Source organism: Flavobacterium covae (assembly GCF_001534645.1).
Taxonomy (GTDB): Bacteria; Bacteroidota; Bacteroidia; order Flavobacteriales; family Flavobacteriaceae; genus Flavobacterium; species Flavobacterium covae.
In genome coordinates this window covers 2,169,701-2,189,571 of the sequence record NZ_CP013992.1, presented here as the reverse complement: position 1 = coordinate 2,189,571, position 19,871 = coordinate 2,169,701, and the positions used below count along the sequence as shown (strand labels likewise).

At 29.8% G+C, this 19,871-nt stretch carries 17 protein-coding genes and 2 pseudogenes; 14 read left to right on the top strand and 5 right to left on the bottom strand.

All coding sequences use genetic code 11. The features are described from left to right. The 9 genes from AWN65_RS09695 (at nucleotide 1) to AWN65_RS14610 (ending at nucleotide 10,506) form a co-directional block, all read left to right on the top strand. Complete coding sequence (locus AWN65_RS09695) at nucleotides 1-1,764, top strand: hypothetical protein (RefSeq protein ID WP_060382981.1); 1,764 nt, start codon at nucleotides 1-3, stop codon at nucleotides 1,762-1,764. Continuing rightward, nucleotides 1,761-2,474 (top strand): hypothetical protein, encoded by a 714-nt coding sequence (locus AWN65_RS09690; protein WP_145902555.1) that lies wholly within the window; start codon nucleotides 1,761-1,763, stop codon nucleotides 2,472-2,474. Before AWN65_RS09695 ends, AWN65_RS09690 begins: the two co-directional genes overlap by 4 nt. Nucleotides 2,475-2,662: 188 nt before the next feature. Next, complete coding sequence (locus AWN65_RS09685; RefSeq protein WP_145902554.1) at nucleotides 2,663-3,379, top strand: hypothetical protein; 717 nt, start codon at nucleotides 2,663-2,665, stop codon at nucleotides 3,377-3,379. Nucleotides 3,380-3,610: 231 nt separating this feature from the next. Beyond that, a complete protein-coding gene (locus AWN65_RS09680; protein ID WP_060382978.1) occupies nucleotides 3,611-4,330 on the top strand; it encodes a hypothetical protein in 720 nt (239 codons plus the stop codon). A 1-nt stretch (nucleotide 4,331) separates the two neighbouring features. Further along, nucleotides 4,332-4,976, top strand: a complete 645-nt coding sequence (locus tag AWN65_RS09675) for a hypothetical protein (protein WP_145902553.1) — start codon at nucleotides 4,332-4,334, stop codon at nucleotides 4,974-4,976. Between the two features lie 170 nt (nucleotides 4,977-5,146). Next, nucleotides 5,147-5,695, top strand: coding sequence for a helix-turn-helix domain-containing protein (locus AWN65_RS09670; RefSeq protein WP_456236272.1), 549 nt, complete (start codon nucleotides 5,147-5,149; stop codon nucleotides 5,693-5,695). 343 nt (nucleotides 5,696-6,038) lie between these two features. Further along, a complete protein-coding gene (locus tag AWN65_RS09665; protein ID WP_060382976.1) occupies nucleotides 6,039-7,940 on the top strand; it encodes an HsdM family class I SAM-dependent methyltransferase in 1,902 nt (633 codons plus the stop codon). Then, nucleotides 7,909-9,003: a restriction endonuclease subunit S gene (locus AWN65_RS09660; protein WP_060382975.1), complete on the top strand. Its 1,095-nt coding sequence runs from the start codon at nucleotides 7,909-7,911 to the stop codon at nucleotides 9,001-9,003. Before AWN65_RS09665 ends, AWN65_RS09660 begins: the two co-directional genes overlap by 32 nt. Nucleotides 9,004-9,423: 420 nt before the next feature. Next, entirely contained in the window at nucleotides 9,424-10,506 is a 1,083-nt protein-coding gene (locus AWN65_RS14610) for an acyltransferase family protein (protein ID WP_158447598.1), read from the top strand. Between the two features lie 219 nt (nucleotides 10,507-10,725). Here AWN65_RS14610 and AWN65_RS15465 read toward each other — a convergent pair. After that, nucleotides 10,726-10,860, bottom strand: a pseudogene (locus AWN65_RS15465) (IS91 family transposase); the annotation flags it as partial. Between the two features lie 76 nt (nucleotides 10,861-10,936). Between AWN65_RS15465 and AWN65_RS09650 the strand changes: the two are divergent. Continuing rightward, complete coding sequence (locus tag AWN65_RS09650; RefSeq protein WP_060382974.1) at nucleotides 10,937-12,250, top strand: IS1380 family transposase; 1,314 nt, start codon at nucleotides 10,937-10,939, stop codon at nucleotides 12,248-12,250. On the opposite strand, the pseudogene AWN65_RS15250 reads toward AWN65_RS09650, so the two are convergent. After that, nucleotides 12,248-12,686, bottom strand: a pseudogene (locus AWN65_RS15250) (IS91 family transposase); the annotation flags it as partial. The gene AWN65_RS09650 and the pseudogene AWN65_RS15250 overlap by 3 nt on opposite strands. 425 nt (nucleotides 12,687-13,111) lie before the next feature. Between AWN65_RS15250 and AWN65_RS09645 the strand changes: the two are divergent. Then, the gene (locus AWN65_RS09645) at nucleotides 13,112-13,786 is read left to right on the top strand and encodes an ATP-binding cassette domain-containing protein (RefSeq protein WP_060382973.1); all 675 of its coding nucleotides are present in this window, start codon (nucleotides 13,112-13,114) and stop codon (nucleotides 13,784-13,786) included. A gap of 247 nt (nucleotides 13,787-14,033) precedes the next feature. Here AWN65_RS09645 and AWN65_RS09640 read toward each other — a convergent pair whose 3' ends face one another. After that, nucleotides 14,034-14,399 carry a winged helix-turn-helix transcriptional regulator gene (locus AWN65_RS09640; protein ID WP_060382972.1) on the bottom strand — a complete coding sequence of 122 codons (366 nt, stop codon included), beginning with the start codon at nucleotides 14,397-14,399 and terminating at the stop codon, nucleotides 14,034-14,036. 149 nt (nucleotides 14,400-14,548) lie between these two features. Between AWN65_RS09640 and AWN65_RS09635 the strand changes: the two genes are divergently transcribed. Both AWN65_RS09635 and AWN65_RS09630 read left to right on the top strand, forming a co-directional pair. Beyond that, entirely contained in the window at nucleotides 14,549-15,028 is a 480-nt protein-coding gene (locus tag AWN65_RS09635; protein WP_060382971.1) for a nuclear transport factor 2 family protein, read from the top strand. 184 nt (nucleotides 15,029-15,212) lie between these two features. Continuing rightward, a complete protein-coding gene (locus tag AWN65_RS09630; RefSeq protein ID WP_335338730.1) occupies nucleotides 15,213-16,013 on the top strand; it encodes a ClpXP adapter SpxH family protein in 801 nt (266 codons plus the stop codon). 483 nt (nucleotides 16,014-16,496) lie between these two features. Here the strand turns inward: AWN65_RS09630 and AWN65_RS09625 are convergent, their stop codons facing one another. Beyond that, nucleotides 16,497-17,774, bottom strand: a complete 1,278-nt coding sequence (locus AWN65_RS09625) for a S28 family serine protease (RefSeq protein ID WP_060382970.1) — start codon at nucleotides 17,772-17,774, stop codon at nucleotides 16,497-16,499. 144 nt (nucleotides 17,775-17,918) lie between these two features. Then, complete coding sequence (locus tag AWN65_RS09620) at nucleotides 17,919-18,770, bottom strand: AraC family transcriptional regulator (protein WP_060382969.1); 852 nt, start codon at nucleotides 18,768-18,770, stop codon at nucleotides 17,919-17,921. A 159-nt stretch (nucleotides 18,771-18,929) separates the two neighbouring features. Here AWN65_RS09620 and AWN65_RS09615 point away from each other — a divergent pair, with 159 nt between their 5' ends. Further along, nucleotides 18,930-19,865 (top strand): dihydrodipicolinate synthase family protein, encoded by a 936-nt coding sequence (locus AWN65_RS09615; protein ID WP_060382968.1) that lies wholly within the window; start codon nucleotides 18,930-18,932, stop codon nucleotides 19,863-19,865. The last annotated feature ends 6 nt before the right edge of the window (nucleotides 19,866-19,871 follow it).

The following is a 19,871-nucleotide window of genomic DNA, read 5'->3' as shown; positions in this document are numbered from 1 at the left end:
ATGAGTAGGACACGAATTGTTGGCGGTAAAATCACTGAGATTGTAGGAGGTGATTATAAAATATACTCCGCTGAAAACATTGAAATAAATTCGCAAAAACATATTAGCATAAACGGTAATGAAAATGGTGTTACTTATGGAAATCCTAAAAAACCACCAACGCTAGATAAAATGACTACCGAGTGTGTTGTAGAATTTCGCACCAAACAGGATGGAACTTACACAGGACAATTTGGATTTGACTGGCTACGTGTAGATGATAATGGATTAACCACCGAAGCTAAATATGAAGATTGTATTGAAAATGGGTATGAAGCACCAAACGGTAAAGCACCTCGCAGAGACGCTAATACCGAATACGAATCTAAAGATGAGGCATTTAAAGCCTTAAAGAAAGAGTATCCTAAAATAAAGGTTGATATTGTTCCAAAACCTGCTGTTGCACCATTCACGAAAGATTATTTTGTGCCTTATTTAGCCTTATTCCCTAAGCCTTATAGTGATGCAGCAGTTGTGCCTACGGGAATGCCTAAACCACCTTATGAAGCCGAGCTTCGTACACTTGTAGAGGTAGGTGGTACAGATGCACCCGATCAAATACGGGTAGTTTTTAACAAAAACTATTTTGAGATTAATGGCAAAGATGGTAGCGATGCTAATCCAGTATTGATAAGCGACAAAGCATTAGGGGCAAAACGTGAAGCTACGGCTGATAGTATAAAAGTAAAATGTATAGAAGGCTTTACCACACAACAAGAAATTAAGGTGTATGTATATCCTAAAGGCACACTAGCAAAACCAGTAGCTGAGCAACTATTTGCTCGTAAACTTGCTGGAAAGATTATCGTTTTACCTAATAAAAATACAACCGGGCAAAATGCAGTGAAGAATATTAAGGAATTGAATGTTGTTTTGGTAAAAGTAAGGACAAATATTTTAGGTGGATTATCAAATATAAGAACTGGTGCATTCGATACTGGAACTACAAATGCGTCAGGCGAGAAAAAAGATTTAGTTAATGGTTTATATCAAAGCTTGATTAAAGCTAATATTACTGATCAAAGAACCAACAGTGCAGGGACAATTACAGATATTATTTTGGATGTGACTGCTGATACTCGGTTTAAGCAACAATACAACAGTTCGGGTGCTCGACTAGGTTCTACATTTATAAAAAGTAGTGTAGATGAATTAAAATACAGTAATACTCTAATACCAGTATTGCGAACTTTGTTAAATACGGCAACCTCAAACGCCTATCAAAATGATTTTATGGTATTTTCTTTTGACGAACCTTGTGATAATCTTAATGGTTTTGCCGAAGATATAGAGAAAAAAGCGGTGGCTTTGTTTAATGCTAGAAACTCAAAAACACTTCCACATGAAGGAATGCATGGTCTCGGATTGTATCATACTCACAGGGATTTAACTCATGTATATATAGATACTACTGACCCTAATACAGCAACCATTTTTGATAAAGATAATAGACGTGCAACTGTAAACAACAATGCACTAAAAAATAATAAAAACAATTTGTATGTAGGTACAGATAATTCCACTTGGAATTACAATGTACCCACTGGTCGTTATGTGTTATCAGTTCATTATTGCAATTATGATCATCCAAAAACACAAAAATATGTGTATAAGCATGCATGGTACGATTCTGCACATGGCACAGATAATTTTATGAGTTATAATGGCTCATTGAGAAAAACAACTTGGAAATGGCAATGGGAAATATTAAAAAAACATGTATGATACGATATTTAGTAATAGTACTATTAATTAATGCAATTGGTTGTAAAAGTCAAGAAAAGAAGCAATTACAAATTATAAAAGCTAATAATATGGAAATTAATGATGAGAGAATTTTAAGAGATTTAATAGGAAAGCAAACTGGAGATTTTGTTACGTTATCAAATGGCAATAATGCACAATATTTTGATGCTGGTGATAAAATAAATTATATTTTTAGGATAAAAGATAAAATATTCCCAGTAACTTATGTTAAGATTTATTATATTAAGACTAAAACTATTCATATTGAAAGCCAAGATTTTTATGGTTTTCCAATAGGAATTTTAAAGGAATACGACGAATCAGGTAAATTGATTAAAGAAATTGATTATGACAAAGATTTTAAATTCAGTATTGAAGATTTGTGCAAACTTATAAAATCAGAATATGATATTGATTTAATGATTAAACCTAATTCAAATGATTCAAGGGCTGTACAATATAATGTAGGCAGAGGTAAATCAGAGTTTGCTAAAGGTTTTGTAGCAAATTGTTACACAGTACAATTTTACATCCAAGATGGTGGCGGAGATAAAATGTTAGTTATAGATGGCAATACAGGTGAAATTCTTTTTGAAACCCAAAGAGGTGGATTTGGAATTGAAGCATTGCCAAAAAATAAAAGAATTAAAATTCTTTCGAAAGAAGAGTTTGAAAAAAATAGAAAATAAAAATGGGTAGATATTTGTTGTTCATGTTCTACCTGTCTTGTTCACTAACTTTTGCATAGTTTAGGTTTATATCATTCCTTTGATAAAAATGGTAAATTTACTTTCAAATACAAATTGACTGAAAATATTATAGACTATTCAGATTTGCGTCGTGCAACTTGGAAATGGCAACAGTTAAAAAAACATTTATGACACGAGTATTAATATTAGGAATATTATTTTTTAGTATAATATCATGTAAATCACAAGATAAAAAAGAAAAATTAATTATAAAAAAAGATAGTATGGAATATTTCAATAAAGAGTATTACGCCAATTTAAAAATTGATCCGAGCGTAAATATGAAAGTATTACCTAATGGAGATCATGTCGTAATCAATGAATTTATAGAACCTACAAAAGAAACTATTTTAGATATTCATAAAAAAAATTCACCATTCATTGATTACTTTGTCTATTATGGTAACAGTAGAATTAAGGCAATAGGTAGTCTTTTCTATAATATACCATCTAATATTCAAAAAGAATTTGATCAATCAGGTAATCTAATCAAAGAAACTGATTATGAGAAGAATTATAAATTCAGTATTGAAGATCTTTGCAGACTTATAAAGACAGATTATGATATTGATTTAATGGTTCCATCTAACTCAAATATTGAAAGAGGCATTCAATATTACGTTAATAGAAGTAAAATTGAATTTTACCCTGGATTTGCACCTTACATTTATGAAGTAAATCTTTACATACAAGATGGAGGCGGAGCAAAAGCAATTGTAATAAATGGAAATACTGGAGAGATTTTATTTGAAGAATATAAGAGTGGTTTTGCAACGGAAACATTGCCACAAAATAAAAGAATTAGAATTTCTACTAAAGAAGAATTTATAAAAAAGAACAAATAATTCCTCGATTAAATAAGAATAGTTTTTTACAAACGCTATTTTGAAATAAATGATAAAGATGGTAGCGATACAAATCCAGTATTAATAAGCGACAAAGCATTAGGGGCAAAACGTGAAGCTACGGCTGATAGTATAAAAGTAAAATGTATAGAAGGCTTTACCACACAACAAGAAATTAATGTATATGTCTATCCTAAGGGTTCTTTGGCAAAATCTATAGCCGAGCAACTTATGGAACGTAAACTTGCTGGTAGAATAATTGTTTTGCCTAATAAAAATACTACAGGACAACACGCGGTCAAGAATATTAAGGAGCTAAAGTTTGTGTTTGTACAACTAAGGACTAACTTAACTGGATCAGCCGTATCAGGGATCTTTACAGATTCTGAAAAAGTAACTTTATATAATTCATTATATCAAAGTTTAATAGTGCCTAAAGATGAAAATTATTCAAATTCTGTTGGGATTAATGAATTTGATCTAACTACTGATCCAGATTTTATTGCAGGTGGGAAGTATGATCAAGCAGGTAAGTATAACGAAGACTATCGATCAACCCCAACAGATAAAATACCACATTTTTTCAGAGATATAAGACGTAAATTTATAGCTATTCCAGGTAACAGTAAATACAATAATTATTTTACTGTATTTGTTTTACAAGATGAAGTTTATGATAATGCAGCTGGTCAGATTGAAGATGTTGGTGTTAAAAATTTAATTTTATATAAGATGCGTAATAACTTAACACTTAGTCATGAAGCATTGCATGGGCTTGGTTTATATCATACTCATAGTAATGGTGTAATTACAGAATATAATCAAAAATTCACTTTTGTTTATGCACGAACAAATCCTTTATTAGCTACTGACAATGTGATGAGTTATAATGGAGCACTAAGAAAGACTACGTGGAAATGGCAATGGGGAATAATTAAAAAAAAGGTATAAAATGAGATTAATACAAATAATATATTTGCTTGCTTTTTTATCCTGTAAGAGTCAAGTCAAATCAGAATCTATAAATAATATTAATATGGAAACAATAGATATAGAAAAATATAGAAAAAATAAAACTAACAATGGTTACATTTTTCATGAAGACAATGAAAAAATTAGGCAAGTAGAAAGTGAAGATAAAACATTCTGGGAAGAAAGAAGTAATGAAAAAACAGGAATAAGGATATATAAAGAATTTCATAAAAACTCTAAATTAAAATCAATTTTAAAAAGTTTTTATTCTATAAAATTTGGTTTTAAAAAGGAATATGATGAGCAAGGTAAATTAATCAGAGAAACAAATTACGATTTACCATATAAATACACAATAGAAGATTTAGCTACAAAAATGAATAACCAATATCAAATTGATATTTATAATATAAAACAAATTCACTCAATAAACCGATATGAAGAAAAAAAACATTTAAAAATTCCTTTATATGAAGTGTGGAGTTATCATAAAACCAATCCATTAAAATTGACTTGTTATATAATAAACGGAACAACAGGTGAAACCATTTATGAAGACGAACGATTTATTGAAGGCAAACAAGGGAGTTTATTGGATCAATATTTAAAAACAAAAAACAAATAAAGTCTTATTTTTAAAAGTAGTTTGATATTACAATCAATTATAAATCAACTAAAATAAAATGCATAAGCGAATTTGAAAACAAACAAGAAATTAATGTGTATGTCTATCCTGTAATAGTTAATATTTAATCTGACAGTTGCCAATAAAAACAGTAACTTTTAAGATTGAATATGATAACAAATCAAGAATTAATAGGCAATAAGATAGGACTATTAAACTTAGCAACAAAGCCAAAAAATGTATCAGAAGCTTGTAGAATTATGGGCTATAGTCGTGATAGCTTTTATCGTTTTCAAGAATTATATGAAACAGGAGGAGAATTAGCGCTTCAAGAAATAAGTCGTAGTAAACCTATTCTTAAAAATCGTGTTGAGCCACATATTGAGCAAAAACTAATCACTATAACCACCGATAATCCAGCTCTAGGTCAACAACGAGTTAGTAATGAATTACGTAAAGAAGGATTGTGTTATCTCCAAGAGAGTGTTCGCTCTATTTGGCTTCGTAATGATTTAGAGACCTTTAAAAAACGTTTAAAAGCATTAGAAACCAAGGTTTCCAAAGAAGGATTGCTACTTACCGAATCACAGGTTGTCGCTATTGAAAAAGCGAAACAAGAGAAAGAAACTCACGGAGAAATGAAATTACAAATCATCTGCCAAGCAAAATTAAACTTACAACTGTCAGGTCAAGTAGTAGCTATTACACTTTTTAGGTAGGCTTTATTTTCTTTGACAAGTTTAGCTAAATAACTACTTTCTGCTGTTATAATTGCTTTAAGAATATGCAGTTAACTAGAAAGGTTGACCTCAAAAAACTATCTTGATGAGTATATTTCTAACTGTTTTTAATCATTATTATCGTTATATTTGGAAAAACAATACAAAATGCGAAGTACGCCTTTTTAAATTGTTTCAATAATAACAATAAATAGGATTAAGATAGGTTCGCCTATTTATGAGTTAGCCGTCAGTGTAACAGAACCGCATAAACGAAAGACAAACCAACAAATAACAGAAATAAAAATCATAAATTTGCGACATTAACGAATTGACAAAATAAATGGCGAAGAAAGAAATATTGACAGATTTGTGGGTTTACGAATTGCTAAAAGAAGCAAATGTTGATTTACATCCACAAGGAAGCAACATAAAAGACATTGACAACGCTTTAAAATCAGCATCAAAAGCTGGAACAGGAAAAGTTGGTTTTCCTGAATATAGCGGAATTGTTAAAGACTTCGTTTTGATTATTGAAAACAAAGCAGACGTTTCTTTTCACATAAAACGAAACGATAAAGATGTTATTTGTAGCGAAACAACAAGTGTAAAAAATTACGCTGTTAATGGTGCGTTGTTTTATGGTAAACATTTATCAAAAAACACAAACTATAAAAAATTCATTGTTTTTGGAGTTTCGGGCAATGAAAAGAGACACAAAATAACACCTATATTTATTGACGAAAGAGGCGGTTATAAAGAACTTGAAGATGTTGAAACGTTTACACTTTTCAACGAAAAAAATATTGACGAATATTACACAAAAAACATTCTAAAAGAGCAAACACCCGAAGACAAAACAACAGAAGAAATCCTAAAAGATGCTAAAAATCTTCACGAAGATTTAAGAAATTACGGAAGTATTCAAGACAAAGACAAACCGCTAATAGTTTCTGGAATTTTATTAGCTTTACGTGAAATGGAGCATAAAGGTTTCAGTATTGATAGTTTAATCGGTGACGAAACTAATACAGATGGCGAAAAAATCTATGAAGCAATAGAAAAGAATTTACGAAGAGCAAACGTTTCGCCCCAAGTTAAAAAAGATAAATTATTAAGTCAGTTTCTGGTCATTAAAGACACAAAAGCAATTAACGAAGTAAACGAGTTTTTAAAGAAAACACCTTTAAAACACTTTACAGAGTTTCTTTATGAAAACATTTATAAAAACATAAAATACATACATTCTGCCGAAGATTATTTAGGAAGATTTTATGGAGAATTTATGTCTTATTCTGGTGGTGACGGACAATCGTTAGGAATTGTTTTAACACCAAAACACGTTACAGAATTATTTTGTGATTTAGTAGAATTAAAACCTACTGATTCAGTTTTAGACCCTTGCTGTGGAACAGCAGGATTTTTAATTGCAGCTATGCACGATATGTTGCAAAAAACCGACAATCCTGAAACACAAAGAAACATAAGAAAAAATCAATTGCACGGGTTAGAATTACAACCGTATATGTTTACCATTGCAACAACAAATATGATTCTGCGTGGAGATGGAAAAAGTAATTTAGAACAAGAAGACTTTTTAAAATTTAATCCTTCTCAATTACAAGAAAAAGGATGTACAGTTGGTATGATGAATCCACCTTATTCAATGGGTAGTAAAAATAATCCAAGTTTGTACGAAATAAACTTTACAGAGCATTTACTTAATTCTGTAGTTCAAGATGCGAAAGTTGTAGTAATTGTTCCTCAATCTTCAATGACAGGAAAAACAAAAGAAGAACAAGCTATTAAAGAAAACATATTGAAATACCATACTTTAGATGGTGTTATTACGCTAAACAAAAACTCATTTTATGGTGTTGGCACAAACCCTTGTATAGCTGTTTTTACAGCAGGTATTCCACATTATAAAGATAAAATTGTAAAGTTTATCAATTTTGAAAATGATGGGTTTGAAGTTCAAAAACATCGTGGTTTAGTTGAAACTATTAAGGCGATAGACAAAAAACAGCATTTATTGGATGTTTGGTTTGAACATTTAGAAGCTGAAACCAATTTTTGCGTAAAAACTACAATTGAATCTGATGACGAATGGTTACATTCTTTTTATTACTTTAATGATGAAATACCAGAAGACAAAGATTTTGAAAAAACTATTGCTGACTATTTAACTTTCGAGTTTAATATGATATTGAATGGAAAAGAACATTTATTTGATGAAAATTAATCCAAACAGTATGAAACTAAATGAAGTTAAATGGGATGTCTTTTATCTCAAGGATATTTTTTCAGAAATACAAAGAGGCAAAAGATTAAAAAAAGGCGACCATATCGAAGGTAATCAACCTTATATTTCGTCTTCTGCAACTACAAACGGAGTTGATGGCTACATTGGCAATACTGAAAAAGTACGTGTTTTTAAAAATTGTTTGACAATTGCAAATAGTGGAAGTGTTGGTGCGACATTTTTTCAGCCATTTTCATTTATTGCGAGTGACCACGTTACAAAACTTGAAAATAAAAAATTTACCAAAAACATTTATTTGTTTATATCTACAATCGCAAAACGATTAAGCGAGAAGTATGGTTTTAACAGAGAAATTAATGACAAAAGAATTCAAAGAGAAAAGATTATTTTACCTGTAGATTCTAATAATTTACCAAATTTTGATTTTATGAACAAGTATGTTCAATATATTGAAAGCAGTAAAGAAAATAACCTAAATCTCTATTTAGAAAAAAGACTGAATCAAGTTAAAAACTTCAAACAAGTTGATTCACTTACTAAAAAAAAGTGGGGAGAATTTTTTATTGAAGACATTTTTAATATCAAAGCTGGTAAAAGGCTAACAAAAGCAGATATGATAAAAGGCGAAACGCCTTTTATTGGTGCTTCTGATTCTAATAATGGTATTACAAATTTTGTTTCAAATATAAATTCTTCATTAGATTCTAATGTTTTGGGAGTAAACTACAACGGAAGTGTTGTTGAAAATTTTTATCATCCTTACAAAGCAATTTTTTCAGACGATGTAAAAAGGTTAAGCCTAAAAGAAGTTGAAGGAAACGAATTTTTGTATTTGTTTATTAAGACAATCATATTGAAACAAAAATCTAAATTTCAATACGCTTATAAATTCAACGAAGCGAGAATGTTACGTCAAAAATTACTTTTCCCAATAGACCAAAACGGAAAAATTGACTACGACTATATGGAAAATTACATCAAAAAAATAGAATACGAAAAACTGACAAAATACCTCGAACGAAAAACTACCGCTAACAGCTAAGGTTTCGTTGCGTGCGGAGCACGAACAATAAATTGTAATCACTGAACACCAAAACAAAATAGAAACTTAGTGAAGTAAACCATTGTTGAATGAAACTGATTGAATTCCATTTACTTACTATGAAAATTTTGAATTAAAAGTTTAATGATATACAAGAGGCACACTGTGCCTATTTTTTTGAAGTCTGTATTTCGGAGTTTTTTATTGTTTCCCTTTGATACTGGGTATCAATACTTGTCTTCTAAGCTGGACAAATGTAACTGATTACGCGAGATTCCTTGGATATGTTGCCTATTTAAAAATACGAAAACTCGATTTTTTAACAAACTATTTTGGCTATATTTGACAGGGTTTGCGAAGTTTTTTCACAGACTGACGTTGTACGTAATTTTACAAAAGCAAACTAAAATAAAATTAATTTTGAGAATCGAACAATTAACATTTACAAGATTTATTGCAGCAATTTCTATAGTAATTTTTCATTATGGAAAAAATAGTTATTTGTTTAACAACGAGTACACTTCGTTCATTTTTAAACAAACAAATGTTGGTGTTAGCTATTTTTTTTTACTATCGGGATTTGTAATGATTATTGCTTATGGAAATAGAGAAAATGTTAATTTTATCGAATACATTAAAAACAGATTGGCTAGAATATATCCAGTATATCTTTTAGCAATTTTTCTGATACTTGATATTACTCTGTTCCAAAATATCAATAAATTTGATTTGCTATTAAACTTATTTATGATTCAATCTTGGGTTCCTCAAAAAGCACTTACACTGAATTATCCAGGCTGGTCTTTATCTGTTGAAATGTTTTTTTATATTTCTTTTCCATTTTTATTAAATAAAATATATTCCAAAAAAAATCTAAAAATTAATACCATTTCGATTATTTCATTTTGGTTAATTAGTCAAATAATTTTCCATCTAATAGTTTATAAAGTTTTAGAAGTACCAAATTATAGTAATAGAGATTTGTATTATCATCCCTTAATGCATTTTAATGAATTCTTGATTGGTAATCTAGCAGGTTTATTTTTTATTAATAAACTTAAAAACAATCAAAAAAACTACTTTTTATCAATTGCTTTTTTTATAGTCATATTAATACTTCTTTTAAGATTTCCAATTGGTTTTAATTTCCATAATGGATTACTTGCTGTAATTTTTGTTCCTCTAATACTTTTAATATCATTGAGTAATGACTTGATTACAAAAATATTTTCAAAAAAAATATTTATTTTTTTAGGAGAGATTAGCTTTGGAATATATATATTACAAGCTCCTGTTTGGGTTATATTTTCCGACTATAGAATGTTTAAATACTTAGGCCTGAATAAAGAATTTGACTTTACAATATCATTTCTAATTAGATTATTAATTTTGATTATAGTATCGTCTTTAAGTTATTTGTATTTTGAAAAACCTATAAGAAACTTGATAAAAAAACTACAGTTAACAGCTAAGGTTTCGTTGCGTGCGAAGCACGAACAATGAATTGTAATCACTGAACACCAAAACAAAATAGAAACTTAGTGAAGTAAACCTCTGTTGAACGGAACCGATTGCATTCCATCCACTCACTATGGGAATTTCGAACTAAAAGTTTAATGATATACAAGAGGCACACTGTGCCTCTTTTTTTGAAGTCTGTATTTCGGAGTTTTTCTGAGTGATTTCCTTCACTTTTGTGCATAAGTACCCTTACCCATAACGTTAGCTTTTACAGGAACTTGTGTTTTGGCTAGTGGCAAGATACCAAGCAGGAGGCCCTCTTTTATCAAACACAGCTAGGGTATGCAAATATCCGTTTTTACAACAGGGACATTTAAGTAATACTTTTGTTTTAACCCAGATTACGCATTAGGAAAAAAGTGTTAATTTTAGTGTAACTATTCTAACGCTACGCGTTAGAAAAATGTAGCCTATGAAAATTGAGTTATCCTTTACCAATAAAGCGATTACGCCTTGGGGCGGAATGGTTTTTTTAAAGCAAATGTTAGATAAAATCAACTTCAAAACTCATATCGAAGATTGTAGTTTTTTACCTACTCAAAATTCGAATCGAGGATATGATGTTTCCGTAATTTTAGAATCATTTATTACTAGTATTTGGTGTGGAGCTAATCGATTTTTGCATACAGAAGTTACTCGTGCAGATAGAGCATTAGCAGATATTTTTGGTTGGTCACAAACACCAGCACAAGATGTTTACAAGCGTTATTTTTCCAAATTTACACAAGCTACAAATCAAGAAGTTTCACGACATTTTTTTAGTTGGTTTTTTCAAAATTTGAATATTAACTACTTCACTCTTGATATTGATTCATCAGTAATTACACGTTACGGAATACAAGAAGGCGCTAAAAAAGGATATAATCCAAAGAAAAAAGGCAGGAACAGTCATCATCCTATTATTGCTTTTGTCAATGATGTAAAAATGGTTGCTAATTTTTGGCTTAGAAGTGGTGATACTAGTTCTGCCAATAATTTTGTTGGTTTTTTAGAAGATACTATGGCTAATTTTGGAACTAAAAAAGTAGGACTAGTTCGTTTAGATAGTGGATTTTTTCAAAAAGATATTTTGGATTATTTAGAACATAAAACCCTTAATTATATTGTAGCTGTACGCTTTACACACCCTATTCAAAACCTTATTAACAAGCAAGATTTGTGGATAAGTATTGATGATGGAATAGAAATTTGTGACAAAGAATATCAAGCAAATTCTTGGGATAAAAACAGAAGAATTGTAATTGTTCGACAAAAAATATCAGAGCGTCCAAATGCAACAGGAAGAACATTAAGCTTATTTCCAGAAGATGAAATACATAGAAATTATAGATACTCAGCCTATGTTACAAATGTAGAATATGCCGCTACAGATGTTTGGAGAAATTATAGACAAAGAGGTGATGCTGAAAATAGGATCAAAGAATTAAAATTAGATTTTGGAGCTGAAAGTTTCAATCTTAAAGGTTTTTTTCCAACCGAAGCAGCTCTAATTTTCTCTATGATAGCTTATAATTTAATGTCTTTATTTAGAATTTTTGTGTTACAAGAAAAAACTCAAAAAACGTTGTCCACACTAAGATATAGAACTTTCTCCATAGGGGCTTATTTTGAAAAAGTTGGAGACACAATAAAACTAAAAATCGCTCTAACAAAAAAACGCAGAAAATGGTTCGAAAGTCTTTGGAATTATCCTATTGACTTGACCAAAGAGATTCCTAACGCGTAATTTGGGTTTAATCTTCGTTTGTATAGGTTTTGCTTGGAGTTTTGCCTGCAAAGCAGGCAACTTATTTCGTTTCCAAGTACTACTCAAAAATCCGTAATGTCTTATTTTGACAAAGTTTTTGGGTAGTATATGCAAAGCAAAACGCCTTGTAAACTCCCCTAAAGAAAGTGTCATTTCCTTTTTTACTCCTTGTAGCTAAAAATTACCTCTTTTGCAGTCACCTCTCGGAGTCGGTGGTTGCTAATGGCTATTTTGTGGGTGTAACGTCCTAAATATTCCACTACTGATTTTGGACTACCAAAAGGCTTCTTGGCATAAACCACGCAGTTCTTTTGTCATGGTTATTCTTTTATAGCCCATATTGCTCAGGGGCTTGACTAAAGAACAAAGCACAAAACTTGGCTCTAAAGACTTTGGATAAAACTTTTACTGAGAATTCTAGAGAGATTTCCTAGATGTGTGCATTGTTAAGAATGCGAAATATTTTATTTTTAAACTAATTATTTTAGATATATTTGAAAAGGGATGTGAAGTTTTTTCACAGACTGGCGTTGTGCGTCATTATCGATAACCGCACAAAGAACAAATGAATCTTCATTATGAAACTGAAATTATATTGGGAATTTTATAAAAGTGTATTATTTATAAATCTATTTTTATTAATCATTTCTTTAGTGTTTAATCCAAGTAGTGTAGTTGTAAATTTGTCATTTTTAGCAATTCCTATTATTTATTTTTACAAAGAACAATTTAGAAAAAATGAGTACTATTTTTACTATAATATGAATATTAGTAAACTGAAATTAATATCGTTCTGTTTTCTTTTAAACTTTGGAATATCAATTATTATTTTGTTGATTAATGGAATATAAATTAGAAATTGACAGCGTAAATAAATCATTTGGCGGAAAAAAAGTATTATCAGATATATATTTAAAATGTGAAATTGGTGAAATAGTTGGGATTTTTGGTAGAAATGGAAGCGGGAAATCAACGCTTCTAAAAATATTATTTGGAACTTTAAAAGCAGAAAACAGTTTTATAAGACTTAACAATAAAGTGTTAACTCAATCATTTAAAATGGAAAACGGGATTTCATATTTGCCACAAAATAATTTTATTCCAAATAATTTTTCAGTTATAAAAACTGTAAATCTAACAATCGAAGAAAATAGAGTTGACGAGTTTTGGGAGGATAATATTATACAGAAACTAAAAAATTCTTCAGTCGGCGAACTATCAGTCGGTGAATTAAAATATCTACAAATCAAATTAATTTTATTTAATAAGTCTAAATTTTGTCTTTTAGATGAACCTTACAGCGGAATTTCTCCAGCAATTGCAACCGAAATTAATAAACAAATAAAAGAACAATCAAAAAATAAAGGATTAATAATAACAGACCATAACTACTCGCATTTATTGGAAATTACAACTAAAATATACTTGATAAATAAAGGATGTGGAAGATATTTAGAAAATGAAACTGAATTAGTTAGATTTGGTTATCTAAATGAAGGAATGCTAAAAAAATAACGAATGGCTAACATAGGTAACTGTTGTACAACTCCTGATTTTTAGAAAAAAATCCTCAAAAATCATAAAAACAACCTCTTTATTATAACTTATACACTTTTAGGATAGTGTCGAATTGAACAGTCTCAATTGGATACTTGCGCAAAATTCAATCTTCTTTTTTAATTGAACTTTGTATTAAAAATTCCCACTTTGGGCAATACTCAAAATATTAGGGGTAAGTATAGCGACCCCCGACACAAACTTATCAGATTTCATTTTTATAGACAGACTTTCTATAATCAATCCCCCATTTTGCTATTTCATCAATTAGAGGTGAAAGTGTTTTGCCATATTCAGTTATTGAATATGAAATAGTAATGGGTTTTGTATTCATTACTGTTCGACTTATTAATTTATTCATTTCTAAATCTTGTAGTTCTTTTGATAGCATTTTAGAGCCAATTCCATTTACTTCTCTTAGCAAATCCATAAAACCTAATGTGTTACCTTCTATTAAAGTACCTAAAATATGAAATTTCCATTTTCCCGATAACAAGCTCATCGCATCTTTAATTGCTTGTATTCTTACCTGACAGACAGGTGTTGCATTTATTTCAGCATTTTTTCTCATTAAGTTTAGTCATTTATATTTTACAAAATTACCAATCTATGGAATAGTATCCAAAAGGAAACTACTTTCTAAAAGGAAATGTATAACAAAATTATATTTAATGTGTAATAGTTTAGCACCATTAATAAGAATTTCAAAATTTCAAAAAAATGAAAAAAGTAATGAACAAATCGGTAGGCGTAATCTTATTAGCATTAAGCCTAACAACAATGAGTGTGAATGCGCAAACTAACAACAGTAAAGAAGTAGAGGTTGTAAATAAAATGCTACAAGCATTTGGAGCAGGAAATATGGAAGCACTAAAACTAACGCTTTCCGATTCTACAGTATGGAACTACAATGGAAGTAATTTGATTCCTTATTCAGGAACATACAAAGGGAAAAATGAAGTTGTAAAATTTATCGGCAACATCGTATCGAACGTTGAGATTCTTGATTTTAAAGTTGAACAAATTTTAAACAACGGAAATACTGTGGTTGTCCTTGGTTCTGAAAAACAAAAAATTAAACAAAATGGAAAAATTTTGGAACAAAAATGGGTACAGGTTTATACCGTTGAAAATGGCTTAATTACAAAAATGGAAGAATTTGCCAACACTGCATATTCTGAAAAATTATTCAAAAAATAATGTTCAAAACTTTAATAATACTAATTATGCTTGGCAACATTAGTTGCCAAGCTCAAACAAAAAAGAAAATGGAAAATAACAATCCTTTGATGTGCGATCTTGAAAGTGGGATTTGTGAAATACCAACAAACCGGACTAATTCTGGAAATACAAGTTCTGTAAAAGCAAACAAAAAACCGTAAAAATAATTTATTACACAGACCCTATTTGTTCTTCTTGTTGGGGCATTGAACCACAACTACGAAAATTAAAATTGGAGTATGGAGAAAATATTGAAATTGAATACAGAATGGGTGGTTTATTGCCGAATTGGAGTTATAATAGCGGTGGCATAAGTAAACCTTCTGATGTTGCACATCATTGGGACGAAGTAAGTGTTTATTACGATATGCCAATTGACGGAAATGTTTGGTTTGAAGACCCTTTAAACTCTTCTTATCCACCTTCAATTGCTTTTAAAGCAGCCCAAATGCAAGACAATGAAAAAGCAATTTTGTTTCTTCGTGAAATACGAGAAATGGTATTTCTACAAAAAAAGAATATTTCAAAATGGGAACATTTAGAATTAGCAGGAAAAAAAGTTGGGCTTGACATTATTAAATTTAAAACAGATTATGACGGAAAGGCAAAAGAACTTTTTGAAGAAGATTTAAAATTAGGCAGAGAATTAGACGTAAGAGGTTTTCCAACAATGTTTTTTACAGACACAGCAGGACAAAAGGAAATGGTTTATGGCTCAAAACCATATAATACATTTGAGAGTGCCTTACTCAAACTTTTTCCTACTGCTATCAAAACCAACTATGACAAGACTTGGAGTTATGTATTTTCAAAATATCATTCATTGACAGCAAAAGAATTTTCTGAACTGACAGGAACAGCACGAATTGAAAGTGAAAACTATTTGGACAATCTAACTGCAAATGGACAATTAGAAAAACTGACAATAAAAAACGGAGCATTGTGGATGTTGAAGAAATACTAGCTGCTAACAGTGTGGCTATTGTAAAGCTATCATTTTTTAAAAATAATATAAAAGTCATAAAAAAATAAGCTTGTTTAATTATTTTTAAGGACACTATCTTAAACGGAGGCTGTCCTAAAAGTAAAAAATCAACACACAGTTTGTCACTCCGACGTAAGGAGGAATCTCATAATCAGTACTATGTTGTAATTTGCCTGTTCGAGCGGAGCTCTCGGGTCTCCCTTTGGTTGACTAGAGCAAAGCGTGGACGAAGTCAAATGACAAGATTGCGGACTTTTTGGACAGCCTCTTAGTGAGATACTACAAGAGCGTCTTAAAAGGCTACAAACAAATCATTTTTATTAGAGATAAAAATCTCGTAATATTCGCTATAATATAGATTCATACAAACTTGTTTTTCTAATATATTTCTTTTGAATAATTAGAATGAGGCTAAAATAGTGAGCTTATATTTTTAGATATTCTTATTCATTTAATATACACTTATTGTAACCACTTTATTAATATGTTCATTATTTTTTGTTGATCTTCTTTTGAAAAATGTTTAATTCTTGTGGCATGTGTTCCTTGTGGAAGCACCATTTTTAAAGCGTCTAGTTTTTCATTAGGGGTAGGAGAGCAAGCATACCAAGGATCTAAGCCACCATAAATATATAAAATTTTAGTTCCCTTTTTTTCTGTATAATCGCGTACTTGTTTAATATAAGATTTATCGTATTTCAAATCTATATTTCTAGGAGCAAATCTACTGTTACTAGGTGATTTAACAATGCGTAGTAAGTCTTTTACAGGACTCAGATCAAAACCATAATAACCTAATTCTGTAAAGTGTTGATAAAAAGAAGGTAATAGTCTATAAACTCCTTTGTCAGAATAGACATCAAAACCAACTATATGATTTAAATAATCAAACAATTCTTTAGGAGTAGCATTTAGTTGAGGAATCTTATCACAATTAGCATTCCATTGCCAAAAAGAAAAAGGTAATTCTAGAACCGCGTATTCAAATGCTTCTGAAATAGGCACTTCATTAAAAGTTAAATTGTTTTTTTTAGCATGAGTGGCAATTTCTATTTCAATAGCTGTCCTATTAAGCATTAATTGTCTTTGAGTTTGTATGATTGAATTTCTGCATTCTGTTGTACCTGCTGTAGTTGTATAATGTTTAATAGTTCGTTCGTCTTCTGTGCCGTTTATCATGGGTGCTACATAAGGTATGACCACATCGATATCATTAGGATATTTAGATTTATAAATTAAGGTTGTTTCACCTCCTTTACTTATACCTGTAGAAATCCATTTTCCTGAGTATATTTTTTTTAATTTTTCTACTATTTTATGGTAATCCTCTATAGCTTGATTGTTAGTTAAGTATTGCCAAGGAATAGGGTTAGGTCTAGAACCGCCGTAAAAGCGATATTCTATTATTAATTGATTGGCATCTAATAATGAGGTTACTTCATTTTTTTCATAACGGGCATCATAACCTTCCGTTTCAATAACCATAGGTTTTGAAAAATCCTTATGAGACAGATAAATACAATGTTTAAAAGTACCTTTTGATAAGTCATTATGATCTAAAGGTTCGTCGAGTACAATTTTATAAGATTCTGTGAAATCTTTAAGATTTTTAATCTTTTCGATACTAGCTTTGTTAAAAATTTCTTGAAGCTTTAGTAGTAAATTTAGTTTATCCTGTCCAATACAATTAATGCTAAAAAGGGAAAATAGAGTAACAAATAAAAAGCAAGAATTTTTCATTTTAAAATTTTTAATCAAAATTGATTCAAATAGAAATTCAAAAAGGATAGTATATTAACTTAATATTATTTAATATTAACTACTTGAGCAATATTTAAAAAATAGAAACCTTGCTTGTTAAGAATTTTAATATTGAATAAAATATTAACTTTTGAATCTTTTTCGATAATTCATAGGAGATATCTTTTTAATCTCTTTAAACTTTCTATTGAAATTAGAAATGTTATTAAAACCAGTTAGTTCGGCAATTTCTATAACACTTATTTCATTGTCAGAGGTTAAAAGGCGAGAGGCTTTTTCTATACGTAATTCAATTAAAAATTGAAAAAAAGTTTTGTTTGTTCTAATTTTAAAATACCTACAAAAAGCATTTTTAGTCATATTAGCGATATCCGCAATTTCTTCTAAAGATATTTTTTTATCAAAATTATTCATTACAAATTCATATACAACTTGCATACGTTTACCTTCAGAATCAGTAATGTCTTTATCATATCTAAAAGATGAAAGTGATTTTTTTTTAGAGGCAGCCAGTTTATTTAGTAATTGTAAAAATTTGATAAACTTAGTGGTATCTTTTGCTGTAGCCAATTCAAACATCAGTAAATAAATTTTTTCCTTTTTAGATAATACCCTATAGCCATTGCGAGTATCATTAAAAAAGTCTAATATCTTTGTTGATTCAGGAAGTACTTGTAGACTTTCTTTGATTACGGTGGCGTCAAAAAAAATAGAATGAACTAAACTAAATTCTTCATCTTTATTTACATCACTTCTAAAGACATGAGGTAAATTACTACCAAAAACAATAATGTCACCTGAGTTATATTCTGATATTGTATCTCCTACTATTATCGTTCCTTCTCCTTTTTCAATATAACTAATTTGAATTTCTTCATGTTGGTGAAGCTTATCATATAACACTAATTCTTTATCAAATTGATAGATAATAGCCTCTTCTTTTGTCTTGGGTATTTTAAAAGGGAATACTTTCATAAGTAGGTACTTTATTTACTCAAATTTATAACTTCATCATGTTATTATCATAATTCTGGTATATTATTTTTAACAATGGCTAATATAGTATCATTTTAGGCTAAAAACTGAGTATTGCTTTGATAATATTCAAAATAATTTTGTCAAAAAACAGCAATTATGAGTTTTCAATGGAAAGGTGTAATGCCAGCAGTTACTACAAAATTTACAGCAGATGATAAGCTTGACTTAACCATGTTTGAAGTAAACATCAAGGCGCAACTTAATGCAGGAGCAGAGGGAATTATTTTAGGAGGAACCTTAGGTGAAGCCAGTACTTTATTTGAAGATGAAAAAAGAGAGCTTATCCGCGAAACAGTTCGTATTGTAAATGGGCAAGTCCCTGTTATAATGAATATAGCAGAACAAACAACTAAAGGAGCTATAGAAGCAGCTAATAAAGCAGAACAAGACGGAGCTAAAGGATTAATGATGTTACCTCCTATGCGATATAAAGCTACAGATTATGAAACTGTAGTATTTTTTTCTGAAGTGGCTAAAAGTACTACATTACCTATTATGGTATATAATAATCCAGTAGATTACAAGATTGAAGTAACTTTAGATATGTTCGAAGAATTATTAAAGTTTGATAATATACAAGCTGTTAAAGAATCAACAAGAGACATATCAAATGTTACTCGTATTAAAAATAGATTTGGAGATAGATTAAAAATTTTATCAGGTGTAGATACTTTAGCTCTAGAAAGCTTATTAATGGGAGCTGATGGTTGGGTAGCAGGATTAGTAGATGCTTTTCCAGCAGAAACAGTAGCTATTTACAAATTAGCAAAAGCTGGTAGGATAGAAGAAGCATTAGCAATTTATAGATGGTTTTTACCATTATTAGAATTAGACATTAGTCCTCAGTTAGTACAAAATATAAAGTTAGCAGAAGTAGCAACAGGTATAGGTACAGAATATGTTAGAGCACCGCGTCTACCTTTAGCTGGTGCTGAAAAACAAAAAGTTTTAGCAATTATTGAAGAAGGGTTAAAAACAAGACCCATTCTACCAGATTATAAAAACGCATCTCTAATAACAGAGACGATATAAAAAAAA

Bases quoted from the DNA above. Each gene is read 5' to 3' on its own strand.
- AWN65_RS09695 (WP_060382981.1), top strand. From the start codon at position 1: ATGAGTAGGACACGAATTGTTGGCGGTAAAATCACTGAGATTGTAGGA.
- AWN65_RS09690 (WP_145902555.1), top strand. From the start codon at position 1,761: ATGATACGATATTTAGTAATAGTACTATTAATTAATGCAATTGGTTGT.
- AWN65_RS09685 (WP_145902554.1), top strand. From the start codon at position 2,663: ATGACACGAGTATTAATATTAGGAATATTATTTTTTAGTATAATATCA.
- AWN65_RS09680 (WP_060382978.1), top strand. From the start codon at position 3,611: ATGGAACGTAAACTTGCTGGTAGAATAATTGTTTTGCCTAATAAAAAT.
- AWN65_RS09675 (WP_145902553.1), top strand. From the start codon at position 4,332: ATGAGATTAATACAAATAATATATTTGCTTGCTTTTTTATCCTGTAAG.
- AWN65_RS09670 (WP_456236272.1), top strand. From the start codon at position 5,147: ATGATAACAAATCAAGAATTAATAGGCAATAAGATAGGACTATTAAAC.
- AWN65_RS09665 (WP_060382976.1), top strand. From the start codon at position 6,039: ATGGCGAAGAAAGAAATATTGACAGATTTGTGGGTTTACGAATTGCTA.
- AWN65_RS09660 (WP_060382975.1), top strand. From the start codon at position 7,909: ATGGAAAAGAACATTTATTTGATGAAAATTAATCCAAACAGTATGAAA.
- AWN65_RS09650 (WP_060382974.1), top strand. From the start codon at position 10,937: ATGAAAATTGAGTTATCCTTTACCAATAAAGCGATTACGCCTTGGGGC.
- AWN65_RS09645 (WP_060382973.1), top strand. From the start codon at position 13,112: ATGGAATATAAATTAGAAATTGACAGCGTAAATAAATCATTTGGCGGA.
- AWN65_RS09640 (WP_060382972.1), bottom strand. From the start codon at position 14,399: ATGAGAAAAAATGCTGAAATAAATGCAACACCTGTCTGTCAGGTAAGA.
- AWN65_RS09635 (WP_060382971.1), top strand. From the start codon at position 14,549: ATGAAAAAAGTAATGAACAAATCGGTAGGCGTAATCTTATTAGCATTA.
- AWN65_RS09625 (WP_060382970.1), bottom strand. From the start codon at position 17,774: ATGAAAAATTCTTGCTTTTTATTTGTTACTCTATTTTCCCTTTTTAGC.
- AWN65_RS09620 (WP_060382969.1), bottom strand. From the start codon at position 18,770: ATGAAAGTATTCCCTTTTAAAATACCCAAGACAAAAGAAGAGGCTATT.
- AWN65_RS09615 (WP_060382968.1), top strand. From the start codon at position 18,930: ATGAGTTTTCAATGGAAAGGTGTAATGCCAGCAGTTACTACAAAATTT.